The organism is Fusicatenibacter sp., assembly GCF_977045365.1.
In genome coordinates this window covers 1-18202 of sequence record NZ_CDRRUH010000023.1, presented here as the reverse complement: position 1 = coordinate 18202, position 18202 = coordinate 1, and the positions used below count along the sequence as shown (strand labels likewise).

At 49.2% G+C, this 18202-nt stretch carries 14 protein-coding genes; 3 read left to right on the top strand and 11 right to left on the bottom strand.

From position 1 onward, the window contains the following. Positions 1–138: 138 nt before the first annotated feature. Complete coding sequence (locus tag ACY2VW_RS06985) at positions 139–1086, bottom strand: SH3 domain-containing protein (protein ID WP_461877543.1); 948 nt, start codon at positions 1084–1086, stop codon at positions 139–141. A gap of 562 nt (positions 1087–1648) precedes the next feature. Here ACY2VW_RS06985 and ACY2VW_RS06980 point away from each other — a divergent pair. Then, on the top strand, positions 1649–2776 hold the full coding sequence (locus ACY2VW_RS06980; RefSeq protein ID WP_461877542.1) for a hypothetical protein: 1128 nt from the start codon (positions 1649–1651) through the stop codon (positions 2774–2776). Positions 2777–2865: 89 nt separating this feature from the next. On the opposite strand, the gene ACY2VW_RS06975 is transcribed toward ACY2VW_RS06980, so the two are convergent. The 6 genes from ACY2VW_RS06975 to ACY2VW_RS06950 form a co-directional block, all read right to left on the bottom strand. Then, positions 2866–3591: a glycosyltransferase family 2 protein gene (locus ACY2VW_RS06975; RefSeq protein ID WP_461877540.1), complete on the bottom strand. Its 726-nt coding sequence runs from the start codon at positions 3589–3591 to the stop codon at positions 2866–2868. Positions 3592–3689: 98 nt separating this feature from the next. Continuing rightward, positions 3690–4619 (bottom strand): nucleotidyltransferase family protein, encoded by a 930-nt coding sequence (locus tag ACY2VW_RS06970; protein WP_461877539.1) that lies wholly within the window; start codon positions 4617–4619, stop codon positions 3690–3692. A 15-nt stretch (positions 4620–4634) separates the two neighbouring features. Then, on the bottom strand, positions 4635–5894 hold the full coding sequence (locus ACY2VW_RS06965) for a M20/M25/M40 family metallo-hydrolase (protein WP_461877537.1): 1260 nt from the start codon (positions 5892–5894) through the stop codon (positions 4635–4637). Between the two features lie 20 nt (positions 5895–5914). Then, a complete protein-coding gene (locus ACY2VW_RS06960; protein WP_461877536.1) occupies positions 5915–6661 on the bottom strand; it encodes a copper homeostasis protein CutC in 747 nt (248 codons plus the stop codon). An 87-nt stretch (positions 6662–6748) separates the two neighbouring features. Further along, positions 6749–7006 (bottom strand): sporulation transcriptional regulator SpoIIID, encoded by a 258-nt coding sequence (gene spoIIID, locus ACY2VW_RS06955; protein ID WP_055220903.1) that lies wholly within the window; start codon positions 7004–7006, stop codon positions 6749–6751. Between the two features lie 68 nt (positions 7007–7074). Then, a complete protein-coding gene (locus ACY2VW_RS06950) occupies positions 7075–7896 on the bottom strand; it encodes a C39 family peptidase (RefSeq protein WP_461877535.1) in 822 nt (273 codons plus the stop codon). Between the two features lie 300 nt (positions 7897–8196). Between ACY2VW_RS06950 and ACY2VW_RS06945 the strand changes: the two genes are divergently transcribed. Further along, the gene (locus ACY2VW_RS06945; protein ID WP_022463049.1) at positions 8197–8577 is read left to right on the top strand and encodes a 4Fe-4S binding protein; all 381 of its coding nucleotides are present in this window, start codon (positions 8197–8199) and stop codon (positions 8575–8577) included. Positions 8578–8798: 221 nt separating this feature from the next. Here ACY2VW_RS06945 and pulA read toward each other — a convergent pair whose 3' ends face one another. The 4 genes from pulA to ACY2VW_RS06925 form a co-directional block, all read right to left on the bottom strand. Continuing rightward, positions 8799–11888 carry a type I pullulanase gene (gene pulA / locus ACY2VW_RS06940; protein WP_461877533.1) on the bottom strand — a complete coding sequence of 1030 codons (3090 nt, stop codon included), beginning with the start codon at positions 11886–11888 and terminating at the stop codon, positions 8799–8801. Then, positions 11885–12577 (bottom strand): response regulator, encoded by a 693-nt coding sequence (locus ACY2VW_RS06935; RefSeq protein WP_461877532.1) that lies wholly within the window; start codon positions 12575–12577, stop codon positions 11885–11887. Before ACY2VW_RS06935 ends, pulA begins: the two co-directional genes overlap by 4 nt. Before the next feature lie 297 nt (positions 12578–12874). Next, complete coding sequence (locus ACY2VW_RS06930; protein WP_461877565.1) at positions 12875–14446, bottom strand: AAA family ATPase; 1572 nt, start codon at positions 14444–14446, stop codon at positions 12875–12877. A gap of 147 nt (positions 14447–14593) precedes the next feature. Further along, positions 14594–16168, bottom strand: a complete 1575-nt coding sequence (locus tag ACY2VW_RS06925; protein ID WP_461877531.1) for a carboxylesterase/lipase family protein — start codon at positions 16166–16168, stop codon at positions 14594–14596. Positions 16169–16467: 299 nt separating this feature from the next. On the opposite strand from ACY2VW_RS06925, the gene ACY2VW_RS06920 reads away from it, so the two are divergent. Further along, a complete protein-coding gene (locus tag ACY2VW_RS06920; RefSeq protein ID WP_461877529.1) occupies positions 16468–17829 on the top strand; it encodes an MATE family efflux transporter in 1362 nt (453 codons plus the stop codon). Positions 17830–18202: the final 373 nt, after the last annotated feature.

The window sequence follows — 18202 nt, the reverse complement described above, 5'->3', positions numbered from 1 at the left end:
CATCTTCCAAAACAAAACAGAAAAAGAGTAAACGAACGTCTCCCCTTGTCCGCTTACTCTTTTTCTATTGAATCCATCTATCTATAGGAATGCATTTTCCCTCCGCCTATCCCCTTGCGAAGGTTCCATGCTTATTTTTTAATAAAAGTGCTGATATCCAATCTGGATTCCGCTGCCGTAGCCGCTGTTGAAATACAGGCATCCGCCAACCGGACTCTCTCCTGCAAGTGCCGCCTGTGCAGCTGCGTAACAGTCACTTCTTGCTCCGCGCGCCAGCACGCTCTGGAATGTTCCGGTCGCAACCGGTGTGAACTGTCCGCTCTGATAAATAACGCCGGAAATGCTGTTCGGGAAAGAACCGCTGTTGACACGGTTTACCACAACTGCTCCAACGGCCACCATTCCGGTATAACTCTCGCCGCCTGCCTCGCATTCGATCAGTGCCGCAAGCATGGCCACATCATTGCTGTCTGCGGAAATGACAGAGGAACTGCCTGCTGATACTGTCTGTGATGCCTGATACTCTTCCATCGAAACGGCGCCTTTCAGCTCTTCGGAAAGCGTCACATAATCAGCATGAACGTATGCGCTGCTTCCGCTGTACTGGATCTGATACCAGTCAGCCTCTTCGCCGAATACGCTGACCTCACCATTCTGTGTCAGTGTTCCAATCTGCGCGGAATCTGTGGATGCTGCCTCACGGACACGAAGGCTGTCCGCCTGAACAACTCCGGTGATACCGCACATATTGCGGTAATGTGCTTTTGCCTCTTCCCCAAATACCAGATATTCATTCTTTATGTAGCCTTCTACACCATTGGAAGAGATCTTGCTCCACTCGTCTCCTTTTTCTGTTACGGTAACCGCATAGCCCGGCATCAGAACTCCGACGATCTCGGAATCTGCGTTTGCCTCGCTGCGGATGTTGGCATATCCTTCTACGTTTGCTGCAGCCATTGTGCTCCAGTCTGTTTTATTTAAAATAGTTTCCTCATTTGTCTCTGCTTTTACGGGTGCAGCCATGATGACAGTCAGTGTGAGCACGCTCCCCAGGATGCCCGGCACATAACTTTTTTTGAATGTCATACTTACCTCCTGAATAATTATTACGTTTTTGTTACATCTTGTTACGAACCGATTCTACCAGTGTTACATCTTTTTGTCAACTGGAACATTTCGACAACATTCCTGTCTTTTTCCATCGTTTTTTTCATAGAACCCACAATTTTTCACCACTTTTCCGCTTTTTTGACGAATTGGATCGGTTTTTATTCCCACTTTTTCTTTTGCAGAAGACCTGCCCGGAATGCTTTTCCGTGTCTTGTTTTCTTCTTTTTATTTTGTTTTCGTTTCACATTCTGTCCCTTTTTTCGTCTTTTCCAGCAAATATTTTTTAAGAAATTGTGACAGTTCTTTTTCTATTTTTCGACATGCATTACAAACCTTTTCCACTTTTGACGCATTTTCAAATTTTCTTTTAACTTTTTATTTTTACATGATATTTCTTTCTATATGTGGTATAATCTTTAAAAAGAAAGAAAATTTATATTATACTAATTATTTTTCTTTCAATTTGTACGTGAAACTTATCGCATGGAAATAAAACAGACCGACATCGAAAAACGATCAGGCGAAAGGAGGATGTCATATGTTACGCAGCACACAGACAACGAAAAAACACACAGGAAATTTGATTCTGAGATTCGGAATGGCAGGCCTCCTGGCGGCCGGATTATTTTTTTCCGCTCCGTATTCGGCAGCAGCAGAGACAGTTCCAAGTGCAGAAAATACAGACGCTGGTGAAATTACCATTCACTTCACCCATTACGATGCACAGAACCTGGAATTCTATCTGAACACCGATCAGGCAGCTCTTGCTTTTACCGATGCTACCCTGACATTTCAGGATTCCACAATGGATGCGCCGGTCACCATGTCATATCTTTCCGATGATGGTTCCTATGTCCTGTATCAGAACAGCGAACCGGTCGAGGAAGTAAACGGAACATTCTCCGTATCGATGGTTACAGAACCTGGCTACACACTGGATATGGATCAGATTTCCTTCTATGTTAATGGACAGGCCGTTTCCAATGGCGGTTCCGTTGTGATTACGGATTCTTCGGCGGCGATGACTTCTCTTGTTTACTGTACCGCAATCCCGGAAACACCGGCAGCTGACCCGGAGCCATCTCTTCCGGAAGAGCCATCTGCACCGGAAGTTCCGGAAGAACCGGCCGCTCCAGAACCATCCGTTCCGGAACAGCCATCCGCACCGGCAGAAACCCCGACCGCGGTACAGCCATCTGCTTCGGAACAGCCGGCACAGGAAAATATTCTTCCGGAAACCGCAGCTCCTGCATCCAAAACCGCACCGGAACAGGTTCCTGCATCCGAACCGATCGCAGCAGAACCGATTGCCAGCGCAGTTGTTACAGAAGACGAAGAAGTTGATCTTTCCACCATTCACCCGGAAGTTACCGCATCCGCTGTTACTTCTTCCAGCCAGCTTCCAGCCGCAACACAGATTGTACCATCTGTCAGAACAACAGACCCGGATGCACAGATTCTTACTTCGGAAACTGCTGCTCTTGAAAATGCTGCACAGGCCGAGAATACACAGACTGCACACACAGGAATCGGCTCCTGGTTCCATCAGCGGACAAATCAGATCCTCGCAGTCATGATCGCTGTGATCCTGCTTCTGATCCTGATCGAATCACTTCTGACACTGAAGGATTCCATGAATCAGAAAAGATCGCATCGCTTCTATTAAAAATAAGGTCCATAATAAAAAATAAGCATACAAAAAGAAGGAACGTATCTCACGAAACATGGGATACGTTCCTTCTCTTATATTATTTTTTATCCTCTTTTTTTCGCAGCCGCTTTCTGAATCTCACAGAAATCGTGCAGCGCCTGACGGCCGATTTTTACGATTTTACGGATGTTGATGGAATTTGTTCCGCCCTGACGCGGCTTGAAGCTGATCGGGATGAAACGGATTTTACGGTGAAAATACGCTCCGAAGGCAGTCAGCAGTGCGTTCGGCAGATTGTAGTTTTCCGGCATCAGCGGCAGATACTCGGCCACGTAGTCTGCTTTCATCAGACGGAACGGGGCATTTGCATCCGGCACGGATACGTGGAAACAGGTCCAGAGCACCGCGCACAGCACTTTTTCCACGACAGCGCGGGAAAAGCCGTCGCCGCGGCTTGTGCGGTTTCCGAAAATGGCGTCGTAGCCCTCGCGGATCTGCCAGAACTTTTCGAACTCCGCCGGATCGGTCTGACCATCGGAATCGGTCTGGAAGATATAGTCCGCACCATTTTCAAGTGCATAGCGGTAGCCGTACAGAACGGTGGAACCGTGGCCGCCGTTTGGCTTCGTCAGCACGGTGAGCAACGGGCGGGTTTCGCACTCTGCTGAAGCAATTTCATACGTATCATCGCGGCTTCCGTCGTTGATGATCACAAGACGGGACGCACCGCCGCCGTTATGCTTCTCCACGACGGGATACCATTCCCCGATCGTTCTTTTGATATTTTCCGACTCATTATAGGCTGGTATTACAATATATAAGGTATCCATTGGTATTCTCCTTGCATTTCCTTCCATCCATTATACAGGATTTCTTTTCATTGCGAAAGATGCGCTCATGGAGAAAATTTCCCGGTACCGTTCGTTTGTTATTCTTCCCACAGTTTCTGCGGATAACGGCCCTCGTCTTTTAATTTCTGCAGTGCTGCCATGACATTTTCTTTGTCCTCTTTGTACGTTACGCCGTACCAGTTATCATAGGAGCGGAGTACGGTGACTTCCGCTTTTTTCTCCTGCAGCAGTTCATCGACAACGAACGGCAGGAAGTATTCGCCTTTTAACGGGTTGGTTTTGTATACATCCTCGAGGAACGGCAGGAAGCGGCGTTTCAGCTCGATCAGGATACTCGGTGTGAAGCCCCAGAGGTTCATGGAAACGATGGTTCCCTGCGGCAGTCCGGTCCAGGTTGCGCCGTCATCCTCGGTGTATTCGGCCTGTCCGCCGTGGTTTTCGATTCTTGTGCGCTCATGAATGCCGACAAGGTGGTTCTGGTCGTCTGCGGTGCAGATGCCGCGGGCTACGTGGCCATTGTCGGTCAGGGTTTTGTACAGGTCGTAGGCAACCATCGCGTACTGATAGGCCGCGCCATCCTGCTCGGTTGTCAGCTGGCGGTAGATCTCCTCGAATGCCGTTCTTCCATAATAATCATCGGAATTGATGACCGCGAACGGTGCGCCGTCGATGGCTTCTGCCGCACAGAGAATCGCATGACCGGTTCCCCACGGTTTGACGCGGCCTTCCGGCACTTCGTAGCCTTTCGGGAGAACGTCGAGTTCCTGGTAAACATACTCTACATCCATGTATTTCTCAATTCGCTTGCCGATGCCCTCGCGGAATGCCTCGTCGATGGCTTTTTTGATGATAAAGATGACTTTCTCAAAGCCTGCCTGTTTTGCATCATAAATGGAAAAGTCGATAATCATATTTCCGTACGGGTCAACCGGATCAATCTGTTTTAATCCGCCGTAACGGCTTCCCATTCCTGCTGCCATGATGACTAATACTGGTTTTTTGCTCATGATGTTCTCTCCTTTTTATTCTCCAAAATAAGCTTTTAATCTCTCCGCAAAGTCTGCCGGGATTTCTCTTTCAAATGGAAATGGTTCTGCATCCGCCAGATACTCGGCGATTTCGCCCAGGACACCGGCGCTCCGGTTCAGTGACCAGGCGGAGATCCAGTCGATCGTATCGTGGCAGGTGTGCATGCCGAAACCATCGCGGTTCAGAGTCATCGCCGGGATGCCCTTCCATGCGAAGGTGTTGGAATCGCTGCTCCAGATGTTGTTGATGAGCGATACGCCTTTGTCCGCCTGTTTTAAGTGCTCCATGATCGCGTCGCATGCCTCTTTCGTTGCTGCCACGCCAAGCACGGTTCCGCCGATGGCCTGTCCGGCGAGGTCGACGTTCATGTTGAAGCGGTGCTGCGTGAGCTTGTCTTCATGCGCTTTCACATACGCCCGGCTTCCGCAGAGACCCAGCTCCTCCGCGCCGAACCAGATGCATTCCAGTGTCCGTTTCGGGCGGTTTTCGGCGAAGTAGTGTGCCAGCTCCATGATGATCGCTGCGCCCGCCATGTTGTCGTATGCACCAGGTCCCTGCGGAACGGAATCGTAATGAGCCGTCAGCGTCAGGATTTCCTCTGGCTGCCCGGTTCCCGGGATGCGCAGGATGATATTTTTCGACGTTCTCCTGATTTTTTTCTGCTGTAAAACGAGGCGTGCACGGCTCGCTCCCCGTTCTACCAGTTCCATCGCATCAAGATAATGAATGACGGCGCACGGCAGTTTCGGATTTTTTACACCGCGCAGGGTGCGGTAGTCCGGCAGACGGTCCTCGTCTTTGTCCAGCGGCGTTCCGGTCAGGATCAGAAATCCGACGGCTCCTGCTTTTTCCAGTTTTTCATAGTTTTCTGCATTGGCACCGCCGTTGATCAGGACGATTTTCCCTTCTGCATGGGAAAGGCTGACCGGGTCGCCGTTTTCTACGTAGAGGAATGGTGCCTCCACGCCTTCCGGAGCGGTATTGGCTGCCGCGAAACAGCCGCGGACGGTGTATGTTTTCTCATATGGCTCTGTGACCGTAAAGACAGCTTCGTCAACCTGCCATGTCTCAATCTCGAACGGCTCGCGGCGGATCTGTAATTCGCCCTGCCCCCATTTTTCTGCGATTTCAGAAAGTTCTTTTTCGATCCGGCAGGCTGCTTTTTCTTCGCCTTCCGTTCCGGCTTCGCGGATGTAGTTAAACTGGCCGACGAACTCGTACTGCCGCTGGCCGCTGATGGTATTTGCTTTCATAATAATGTTATGTCCTTTTCTTAAAATTCTTCCAGTACCGCTTTCGCGCTGCGTACGGCTTTGACGTCCGTGCGGTAGAGGGTGTATTCGCTTAAGGATGGAAGTCCCATGTTCACATTTTCTTTCCGGTACTGCATCGGGCTCGCCAGTTCGATTTTTCCGGACATGTGATAGGCGGTCACGCCGGTTTTCGGATACAGCTCGCGGATCGCATCCGCGCAGATACCGCCGCCCGCCTGAATACGGATGCGTCCCGCCGCCTGGCGCTGCAGTTCGGCGAGAAGCTCTGCTCCTTTTACCGCACTGTTCTGCTGACCGGAGGTGAGAATGGTGTTCATACCAAGCGATACCGCCTGCTCAAGCGCTTCTTTGGGATCGCGGCAGACATCGAACGCGCGGTGCAGCGTCACGGACATGCCGTCGGCTGCCTCCATCAGCTGTTCCATTGCCGCCATATTCATCGTTCCGTCTTCTTTCAGCACACCGATGACAACGCCCTCTGCACCGAGTTCGCGGTACATTGCGACTTCCTCACGGATTTCTTCTAATTCATATGGGGTATAGCAAAAATCTCCGAACCGCGGGCGGATCAGTGTATGGATCGGAATGGTTGTCTGTCTGCGGATCACCTCAAACAGCTTCGGACTCGGCGTTGTTCCGCCGATCACCAGATTCTGACACAGCTCCAGCCGGCCCGCTCCGCCTTTTGCCGCCGCAAGCGCCGACTCCGCCGAGTCCACGCAGACTTCCAGGATATAATCGTTCATAAAATTCCCTCTGTTTTCGTAAGTTTTCTTTCTCTATCATACCCTATTTGGGGCGATTAGGAAAGAGCTTCTTTGGTTCACTTTCGTTCACTTCTGCTTTTGATGCAGATATTTTTCTCTCGTTGCCATGCCGCCGCGGATGTGCCGTTCAGACTTGTTCACATCCAGAATTTTCCTCGCCTCTGCCGCCAGACCCGGATTCACCTGTACCAGACGTGATGTCAGATCTTTATGCACGGTACTTTTGCTCACCCCGAATTTTTTCGCCGTCTGCCGTACTGTCGCTTTCGTCTCGATCATGTAAATCGCTGTTTCTACAGCACGCTCCTCGATATAGTCCCTCACAAAAAGCCTCCGAAGACGCTGTTTTTACAGTGTATTCGGAGGCTATGATGGGTATGTCTTCTATTTTATTATTTGTAATATACCCATACCGCTTTTGTCTGTTCCAGCACCTGATCGATATCCCAGGTTTTTTCGGAATTTTTTCTGCTGTTTGGGTCATTGATTTTCAGTCTGCCGTTCTGCAATCCGGTAAGAACGATGAAATGGCCGTTGCTGGTAAACTCCCCGGGACCCATCAGCGCAATGATGGGATTTCCGGCCTGCAGGTTGTTTTCCACCCGTTCCCGTTCCACAGGGATTTCTTTGCTGGAAAGGCCGATCTGCCGGGCTCCTTCCAGCATCAGAGACCAGGCGGTTCCGCTGCCGTCTACGGCGTAGCCGTTCTGTGAGGCAAAGTCGGCGACCCAGCGCGGATTTTTTGTGATATCGCCGGTCATGAAAATGGCAACCATGGAAAGCGCTGTCGGCCCGCAGCCGCTTAAACCCATCACTTCACCGGCATACTGGTGATAACCCCATCTCTGATCCCACTGTAAAAGAAGCGGGATTTCTGATATGTCTGCCAGGTCACTTAAATCAATCTCCGGTTCCACGTCTTTTTTCAACGGATACTCTTCGACAAATGTCTCCGTCTCTTTGTTTCTTTCATAAAGTTTCAGCAGCTCCTCCGGGTACTCGTCCATGGAGATTCCGTTTGCTTTGGCATATCGCTTGATCGGGTTCTGGCCGGCCCTCAGCACACCGGCAAAAATCAGAATGCAGCCGAGCAGGAGCACCGCCCGCATCCGCCGGACTTTTCGTCTCCGCCTTCGCGCTTTTTCTCTCCTGCGCGCCGTACTTTTCCATTCTGCCGCCTGTCTCCATTCCAGTGTATTGTTTTCGTTCCTCATAAAAACCCCCTCCTGCTCTTTTCATTATTTTCGGGGATTGCTATAAATCTGCCCATATGCTATCATATCAGATTTTAAATTTTTCTTTTTGCAGATTTTCCGAAGAAATGCGGCATTTTCTCTGTCTGCTTTCTTAAGATTCTTTTAATCCTGCATTTTGACCGTGCAAAAGGAATTCGACTACCTATGAACGGTAACAGATCATAATGAAAATCGGAAAATCCGGTAAATATCGTTGAGAAAACATATCAAAAATGGTAGAATAAGGAAAACACAAACTTTAAGCGGAGGATAAAACAAATGAAAAAACTGAAAGTAAAAAAAGGCAGTACCTGTATGGCATGTCTTGCCTGTGTGGGAGCATGTTCTGAGGCATTTTATAAGGTATTCGATCCGGACAAGGCATGTCTGCAGATCGTAGAGAAAAAGGCAGTCCGCCCGATCGCCTGTCCGCAGTGCGGAAAATGTGCAGAGGCCTGTCCGGAAGGCGCCATTACCCAGAATCCGAAGGGCGTTTACATGATCAACAAGAAAAAATGTACGGGATGCGGAGCCTGTGCAAAGGCCTGCCCATTTGGCCTGATCGTAAAGACCGAGGGAAATCCGGCTTCTAAATGTATCGCCTGCGGTATCTGCGCGAAAGCCTGTCCGATGGATGTACTGGAAGTTGTGGACGAATAATGATCCGAACTCTTAGATATCGCCAGGATCTCGTGTAAGCACAGATCCTGACTCATTGCTCACATAAACATAAAAATGCACTGTGGAACGTCGTCTGACAATTCCACAGTGCATTTTTATGTTAAACGAAAAACAATTTATTCCCATTCACTGTCCGGCACGATGATGGACACCCGTTTCCGAAGACGGCATTCCAACAGACAGGAACAAAATTTACAATTTTACTCCCGCGCCAGCAGAACCATCGATTTTGCCGGAAGCATCATGCTTTCTTTTATCTCTGCTCCGTCCTCTGCACAGCGTTTTCCATCGCAGAGCAGTTTCCAGTTTCCTTCCGGGAGTTTCTGCAAAGCTTCTTTTTCCCACGGATTGTAGAAGACGCAGACCGCGCGGCCATCCGGGTATTCCAGTTCGTAACCTGCGATCTGGTTCTCACGGAAAAATGTCTTTTTACAGTCCGGCTCGCACGTTCCGTATGCCTGATATTTTCGGCGCAGAGCGAGAAGACCGCGGTAATAGTCCACCAGCTCTTCCTGCTCTAAGGCGCGTGTCCAGTCAATTTTGTTGAGCTGCCACGGAGATTTGAAGCTGTTTCCCTCACCATGCTTCGTGCGCGCAAATTCCTCACCTGCCTGGAAAAACGGCATTCCCTTACAGGTCATCACAATGCCCGCTGCCAGACGGTTCATCGAAAGCGTCCTCTCATCCATCTTGTCAAAATCCGGCTCCACATTCTCCTTCCGTTTCGGGTCGGACAGTTTTAATTTATCCCACAGCGTATAATTGTCATGTGCCGACACGTACGGAATAAGCTGGCTCGCATTGCGCGGCTCATAGGCTCCTTTTCCGTCCATCCAGCCATCTGTTGCGGAAAGTATTCCTGCGGAAAGACGCTCTTTTCCATTGACATAGCCGCCCTCTGCGGCAATGAAAACACTTCCCTTAATAGAATCTCTCGTATCGTCACAGAACATGGAAATGCCGTCCATCAGCTTTCCGATATTCTGTTTATCCGATGGGAAATATCCCTCCTGCATCGCGCTTGCCGCTGCTTTCCATGGTTCACCGTAGACAAGAATCTCCTCACCGCGCGGCATCCGGTTCAGTGCTGTGCGGATCGCATTCATGGTTTCCGTATCGTGCAGCGCCATCAAATCAAAACGGAATCCGTCAATGTGATATTCCTTCGCCCAGTAGCAAACCGAGCGCACCATAAAACGGCGGAACATCTCCCGCTCACTCGCCGTCTCGTTTCCGCAGTCGGAGCCATTGGAAATCGTGCCGTCCTCCCACTCACGGTAATAATAGTAAGGAACAGTTTTCTGAAGCGGCGAATCGAGATTGTACGTATGATTGTATACCACATCCATAATCACGCCGATGCCGGCCTTATGCAGCGCCTGAACCATTTCCTTCATTTCCCGGATACGTACCTCGCCGTGGAACGGATCGGTTGCATAGGAGCCCTCCGGCACATTGTACTGTACCGGGTCATAGCCCCAGTTGAACGCTTCCGCATCGTCTTCCGGCACACTGCCGAAATCAAAAACAGGAAGGAGATGCACATGAGAAATGCCAAGCGATTTCAGGTAATCGAGCCCGGTCGCATGAATCCCGTCGCCGTTCAGCGTTGTGCCTTCTTCCGTAAAGGCCAGAAACTTTCCACGGTGCTTATCTGAAACACCGGAATGCGGATCACTCGAAAAATCCTTCACATGAAGCTCATACACGCAACGGTCCTCCGGCCGGATTTCCGGCCTTTTATCCTGCTTCCAGCCCACCGGGTCCGTCTCTGCAAGATTTACTACCATACTCCGCTCCGAATCAATACCGGAAGCCACGCCATACGGATCTGTCGTATCAAAAACGCCATCCGAGTGCAGGATATGATACGTATAATACGTTCCATACCAGGCCCCCTGCGCTGCACAGCTCCAGACACCCTTTTCGCCGCGTGTCATTGCAAGCGAAGCTATTTTTCGGTCTCCGTTCTCCCGGCTGCTGCCGCAGGAAAACAGCTCCAGCGAAACCTCCATCGCCGTCGGCGCCCAAAGCTTCCATTCTGTCACAAGCTGTTCATCCTTTTTCACCGAAACACCGAGGTCATCCCCTTCGTACGTAAAATTTTCCACAAATTCTTCCGATTCAAAAAAGCTTTTCCACTCCGCCGGCGTTCTTTTCACCACTGCATTCATCTTCTTTCCCTCCATCTCTTTGTAAACTCGCAGAATCTCTCCGACACTCCACGCCTGCGCATAGCAGCCCTTCGACATCACCGGCGCCGCACCATCATAAATCTCCGCAAGATGGAACAGACATCCTTCCTGCATCCAGCTTGCAAGACGGTCCAGCCCGCGGCGCACCTCCTGTTTTCCCTCCTTCGGGAAATAGTTCAGCACCGCACGGAAATACGCTCCCAGCGGAAATCCCCAGACAGTCCCCTGATGATATGCCCTGTCACGCTCCGGCTGGCTTCCGCCGATCCATGGATGAAACGCCGGATCCTCCATTTCCAATGACCGCAGTCCTGCTGTCGTGTACAGCTTTTCCTTGACCGCCTGTAAAATCCGCTGTCCCTGCTTCTGACTCACCATCTGAAACGGAAGTGCCAGCACAAACACCTGATTGCATCGGAACTGCATCTCTTCATACGTGCCGTTCAGCACATCCTTCAGGTACCCTTCCTTTTCCATCCAGAACTTTTCGAGGAAACTCTTTTTCACCTGCTCCGCAAGCTTCCCATATGCCGATCCGTCCTTTCCGACAAACGACGCCAGTTCTTCCAGAATCCTCAGACCATTATACCAGTATGCATTAATCTCCACCGGCTTCCCGTGACGCGGTGTCGGCAGCTCCTTGTCAATCCGCACATCCATCCACGTCACCTGCTCCAGACCGCCCCCGGCCATAATCAGCCCGTCACTGTCCATTTTAATGTGGAAATCCGTTCCCTTCTGATACCAGAACACAATATCCTCCATCACCGGAAACGCCTCGCGCACAAACTCCAGATCTCCTGTCTCAAGGTAATACTCATACACCACATCCAGAAACAAAAGTGCCGCATCCACCGTATTATACATCGGAATCGCATCACCCTCCGGAAACAGGTTCGGCATCAGTCCTTCTTTTGTATACGCCATAAAAGTCCGAAGAATGCTCTTGCACTCCTCATACTCCCCAATTGCCAGCGTACACCCCGGCAGCGAAATCATCGTATCCCGCCCCCAGTCCGCAAAATAAGGAAAGCCAGCCATAATACTCTTTCCGCCTGTCGATGCCCGTTCCGTAATATACTGACTCGCACTCACCGCCAGCCGCTTTCCCACCGGATCAGAAATCCCGGACTTTTCCGCAATCGCCTCCTGCCGCTTCGGTTCAGATAGTGAAACGGCATCTGCAAATCACTCTGCATCTTTTCAATCTGTTCGCTGTTTATCTGTTCAAAATAGTTGTCGGCACACTCCAGCAGTACCATACGGCAGAAATCCCGGACAAAGCTCATGTCGAGAAGCATCTGTGTTTTCTCCTGCATTGCGCTGCGGCTCTGCCCATTGACCATCAGATACAGCAAATGCTCCCGCAGAAACTCCATGCTTTCGTCCTTCCGTTTTTCCTCGCGCTCACTCTTTGCAAGCTTTTCGGTGATTTCACCAACCACCTTTTCAAATTCCTCCGGGTTGACCGGTTTTAAAATATAGGCGGAAACCCCGTAGGAAATCGCCTTTTTCGCATAGGAAAACTCGTCATACCCACTGAAAATCACTGTTTCCGTCCCAGGATACTCCTCATGAATCCGGGAAAGAAGTTCAATTCCGTCCATGAACGGCATATTGATGTCCGTCAGAAGCACGTCAATTTTCTCTTTTTCAAACACCTCCAGCGCTTCCTCTCCATTGGAGGCCTCCAGAATATTCTCCCGGATATTCATCCGCGAAAGCAGCATCCGAATGCCCTTTCGCTCTATCATTTCATCATCTACAATCAGATATGTGTACATGCATCGATCCTCTTTCTAAGCAGCCTGCCTAAAGCGGCGCATACTGGTTTTATTATACCATTCCCGCGGCAGAATTGCATAGCATTTACCGCTCAAAACCGTTACCGGAAACGCCAGGGAAGTAAAAACAGAGTCGGTGAAAATATTCTTATCCGACTCTGTTTTTATATTACATACTTTCAAAAAGCATCCCTGGATTCCCAACGCCGCTTTTCTTTCCGCCCAGTCCAGATCTGTTAAATCCGTCAGTTCTATAGCAAGACCCGAAAATAAGATCCTCCAAATCTCCTCTCCCTTTTACTTCTGATATTCCTCAATTCTGCAGACATGTTCTTTTGTCTTTTTATTATAATTAATTCCTACCAGAAGCAAGTTTCCCTGATATTCTTCCAGACTTCTGCAATATTCTTTGTCCTTAATCTGTGCAAGCGCACCCTCTGCTGTTTTGTCCCATTTCAGTTCTACAACCAGCGCCGGTTTGTCCTGGTATCTTTTTCTTGGTACGAAAACAAGATCCGCAAACCCTTTTCCCCCCGGCAGTTCACGGTAAACCGTGTAAAAATTCCGTGCTGCATACAGTGCCAGTGAAATCGTATAGCTCAACGCATTTTCGTCATTGTACTGAAGCTGTGACGTTTCAAAATGTGCCAGCCGAATTCCCTCTGCTACCTGTGTTTCCTGTTTTTCCCACACAGCCTGCAGAAGATCTGCGGAATTTTTCAGTGCCTTTGAAATATCTCCCCATTGGGAAACGGTTACCGCACTGGCATATTCTGACTGTACCTCGGCATTCGGAATAAAAACATATTTATTCTGTTCCTCATAACCAAGATATCCAAGATGAATCAGCAGTGTCAGCACATCATCCTCTGTCCGGAAAGTTGTCATATCATTCGTAAAACTGCCCGTGTTCACCGGAATCTTTTTCCCTGCCATCATCTGCAGTACGTCATCCCGCAGGCCGTCAAAATTCAGATCAATATACCACTGTAGTGCTTCAAATGTTTCTGTCTGATTCCAATAATTGCCGATTTTCCGGAATCGCATGGCATTGACAACCGAACGCGGGCTGTAAACCGAACTTTCTCCCGGGAACGAATAGCCGTCATACCAGTTTTTAATTTCTGCCAGATCCATCTGATACCGGCCGCAGAGTTCTTCTACTTCCTGCGCCGTAAATCCTACATATTCTGCGAGCGGCCCTGGATCAAGCATTGTAAATTCATCAAACATATTCAGGGCAGAATGGGTTCCATATTTTTTGATCGGCAGAATTCCTGTCAGATAGGCAAGTGCCACGTAAACCTTATCTTTCAGAAAATCCCGCAGGAAATCAAGATACTCTTCCTGTGCTTTTTTATCCTGCTGATATTCCCGGAAAACGCAGTCCCATTCATCAATGATAATGACAAACGACTGTTTTGTTGCCGCATAAATATCCTGCATCGATTCTACCAGATCTGTATCGTCAAAGTAGTCCACGTCCGGATAACTGTTTTTCAGTTCCCGCAGCAGCATTCTTCGAACACGGTCAATCACCTGGCCAATTTCCTTGCTCCGGCTCAGAAATTCCTGCATATTCAAAAAAATCGTAGGATATTGATTTAAGTGCTGTGCAAATCCGGCATTTTGAGAAATTTTCAATCCAGAAAAAAGTTCTCTGGAATCGCATTCCTTCCCATAATAAGCCGTCAGCATATCCGCCGTCATAGATTTTCCAAAGCGCCGCGGACGGCTGACACAAACGTATCTCTGCACGGTATTGAGCACCTGATTGGTATACTCGATCAGCCCTGTTTTATCCACATAAATTTCCGACTGGACCGCTTTTGCAAATTTTTCATTTCCCGGATTCAGATAAACTCCCATATTCCACCTGCGCCTTTCTCTTTCTACCTCTATCATACGATATTCTTTCCGCAAGTTCAATCTATCACAAGTTAAAAACACCAGAATGTTTTTAACTGAGGCAAAACATTCTGGCTGTTTTTTCTGGGATTGCTATGAGTCAATTAATTAATGAATAAAGAACGCATCTTCTTCCTCGTCTTCCACAACTGGCATCATCGGGTTATACTCGGTTTCCACCAATTTTTTCACCAGATCGTGATCGAAGTTGCGGCGGATTTCACAGGTTCTGTCGAAAATCATGGTTGCTTCATCCTCTGGGGTGCATGCCGGCCAGTTCGGGAGGGATGGGGTTTCCGGGCTTCCGTAGCGGGCAAAGTTGATCCAGGCGGTGGCCATACGCTCCTGCAGACGGTCTGTTTCGCCCGGGACATTACATACGGCAATGCGGTCGATGTTATGGAATACGAACGGAATCTCGGCACAATGCCATGCGGCTTTTCCGCCATCGATCGGGAATTCATAGGTAAACTGGTAGGAATAGGTCGGCGCTTCTGTAAACTCCGATTTCTGACGAATGAATTCGATCGTTGCCGGACGGAAGAACGTATCCACAGACCACAGGTCGGCAATTGTTTTGTCCGGATATGCTTTTTCAAAAAGAGAAATCAGCTCCGGTGTCGCATCCCCATATTTTCTCGTCAGGAACGCAATCTGTTCCTCACGGTTCATCTCATGTTTTCCCGGCACAACCGGTCCAAAATCAAACTCACCGATGTTGGTTCCTGCCAGCACAGGAATCGTTTTAGCGTGATCCGTAAATCCGCACTTGATCGGATTTCCGTGGAACCAGTCATTTTCCATCGGTCCCTGTCCGATATAGCAGCCTTTCGCGGCAACCTCTGCCTCAACTTTATTGTACGCATTTGACAGCTCATAATACGGGATCGTCTCAAGCTTCTCCACTTCGGACTCGTCCAGATTCAGTTCTTTTAACAGAGCCTTCACAATCGCGGTGCCGTCTCCGTCCTCTTTCTGATAAACCTTTGCCTCATAAACACCGCTCTCGATGATACCCTTCTGGAACAGGCCGTCTGCTGCCGGCGTATTCATCAGCGTTGCCACCTTCATACCGCCGCCGGACTGGCCGAAAATCGTAACATTCTCCGGGTCTCCGCCGAATGCCGCGATATTGTCATGTACCCACTGCAATGCAGCTACCATATCTGCGTTTCCTGCATTCGCAGAATTTTTGTATTTTTCACCAAACGGGGAGAGATCGAGATAACCGAGGATATTCAGCCGGTGGTTCACGGAAACAACAACGACATCTCCGAACTCACTTAAGTGATCCCCCTCATATGCCACATGCTCAATCGCAGAGCCGGCGCTGAAGCCGCCGCCGTGGAGCCATACCATGACCGGCTTTTTCGCACTCGGATCAAGACTCTGTGTCCAGACATTCAGGTTCTGGCAATGCTCGTCCTGCGGCCAGTAGCGATGCGGTACCAGCACCTCCATGTTCGGCTCATCCTGCTTTAAAAGCGGGCATACATAGCCGTATGCCAGCGCATTTTTGATTCCTTTCCACGGTTTCACCGGCTGCGGCATCTGGAAACGGTCCGCCTCAGCGTAATGGATTCCATGAAACGCGTATGTCGTATTCAGGCGGAAGCCGCGTACCTTTCCTGCCTTTGTCTCTACTACCGGATCTGTTTTACTGCATACAAAATAATCTCCCATATTTCAGCTACCTTCTTTCTATCCTGTTCTGTGACGCGCAGTTTTCAAAAAACCACCGCAAAATCCCCCTGATTTTTCCGTTTTTGCACCGGTCTTTGAAGCATCTGTTGTTTTTGCATTTACGCATCTGCTCCCTATTATACCAGACAATTTTTTCAGAAACAATTCTTTTTGCTTTTGTTTTTAGCAATTTATATCAATAAAGTCCGAAAATTGCGTCAAAAATGGATATTTCCATCACAAATTCAAAGTGCTACAATAAAAAAGAAGGTAAAATCAACGTAAAAAAGGGGACTACTATGACGAAAACAGTACAAAAGAGTAAAGCCCGCGATATGACCCAGGGCTCGATCTGGAAGCAGTTACTTCTCTTCTCGCTTCCGCTGATGGCCGGAAACCTTTTCCAGCAGCTTTACAACACCGTTGACAGCATCGTTGTCGGCAACTTTGTCGGCAAGGAAGCGCTCGCCGCCGTCGGTTCCGTCGGTCCGATCATCAATTCCCTGATCGGCTTTTTCATGGGGCTTTCCACCGGTGCCGGTGTCATTATCTCTCAGTATTATGGAGCAAAGGCGGATGAAAAGGTCAGCCGTACCGTCAGCACGACACTGGTGATGACATTTTTTCTCTCTATTGTCTTTACTATTCTCGGCATCTTCATTACACCGTACATGCTCCGCATGATGAGTACGCCGGACGACGTCATCCGTGAATCGGCAACGTATCTTAAAATTTACTTTGGCGGTGTTGCCGGTCTGATGTTCTACAACATGGGCTCCGGCGTTCTCCGTGCTGTCGGCGATTCCCGCCATCCGCTGTATTTCCTGATTTTTTCCGCCGTTGTCAATACCGTGCTCGACCTTTTATTTGTCGTTTCCTTCGGCATGGGAATCGAAGGTGTAGCGCTCGCAACCGTTATTGCACAGTGCCTTTCGGCGGTTCTGACGCTGTATGTGCTGACCACAACAGACGGCCCATACCGCATCCGTTGGAAAAAGCTCTGCATGGACTGGTCTTTGCTGTACCGCATCGTCTGTGTCGGACTGCCGGCTGCGATCCAGCAGATGGTAACTTCTGTTTCCAACGTTTTCGTGCAGTCCTACATCAATGTATTCGGCTCGGATGTTATGGCGGGCTGGAGTGCCTGCATGAAAATTGACCAGTTTATGATGCTGCCGATGATGAGCGTCGGTCTTGCTTCGACCACCTTCACAGGGCAGAACGTCGGTGCCAGCTACATTGACCGTGCAAAAAAGGGCGCCACAACCGCATTCCTGCTTGCCGAGTTTGTAACCATTGTGATGATGATTCCTCTGCTGATTTTCGCTCCGCAAATGGTTTATCTGTTTAACCAGGAGGCAGCTGTGATTCGTTACGGAACCCTGTTCCTGTATCTGCTCTCCCCGTTCTACATTCTCTGCTGCGTCAACCATGTTTACTCCAATGTCCTGCGTGGCGCAGGAGACACCAGAACGCCGATGATCGTGATGCTCGGAAGCTTCGTCGTGTTCCGCCAGATTTATCTGTTTGTGATGTCTCATATATTTGATTCCATCATTCCGATTGCACTTGGTTATCCGGCGGGATGGCTGGTATGCAGTGTTCTGATTTATGCCTGCTATCGGAAATTCCGGTGGGATAAAGGGATGCGGAAAAATTGAAGAATCTCTTTCCTGACATAAGCAAAAGGGACTGTTGCACTAATGCAGGGACTCCATAAAACAGTATTTTGACCTGATAACAAAAACCCAGAACTGTTGGCTGAATCAGCTACGCAGTTCTGGGTTTTCTGTTGTTTGTGAGCGCAAGAATCGTCCTGTGGCCACAAATTTTCAATTCTTGAAAATTCTTGCCTCCTTGGGACAGCTTCTTGTCAGGGCGTGCGTGCCCCAAACCCTGCTGGGAGTGAGTACGGCAAACTGGAAGTTGTTATTGTAAATCATTTTTTGATATTTCAATCGATGGATAGTGCTCTAAACTTGTTAAGTCAACATCTAATGGAGTAACGTATTCCATATAAAATTTTTCAGGATT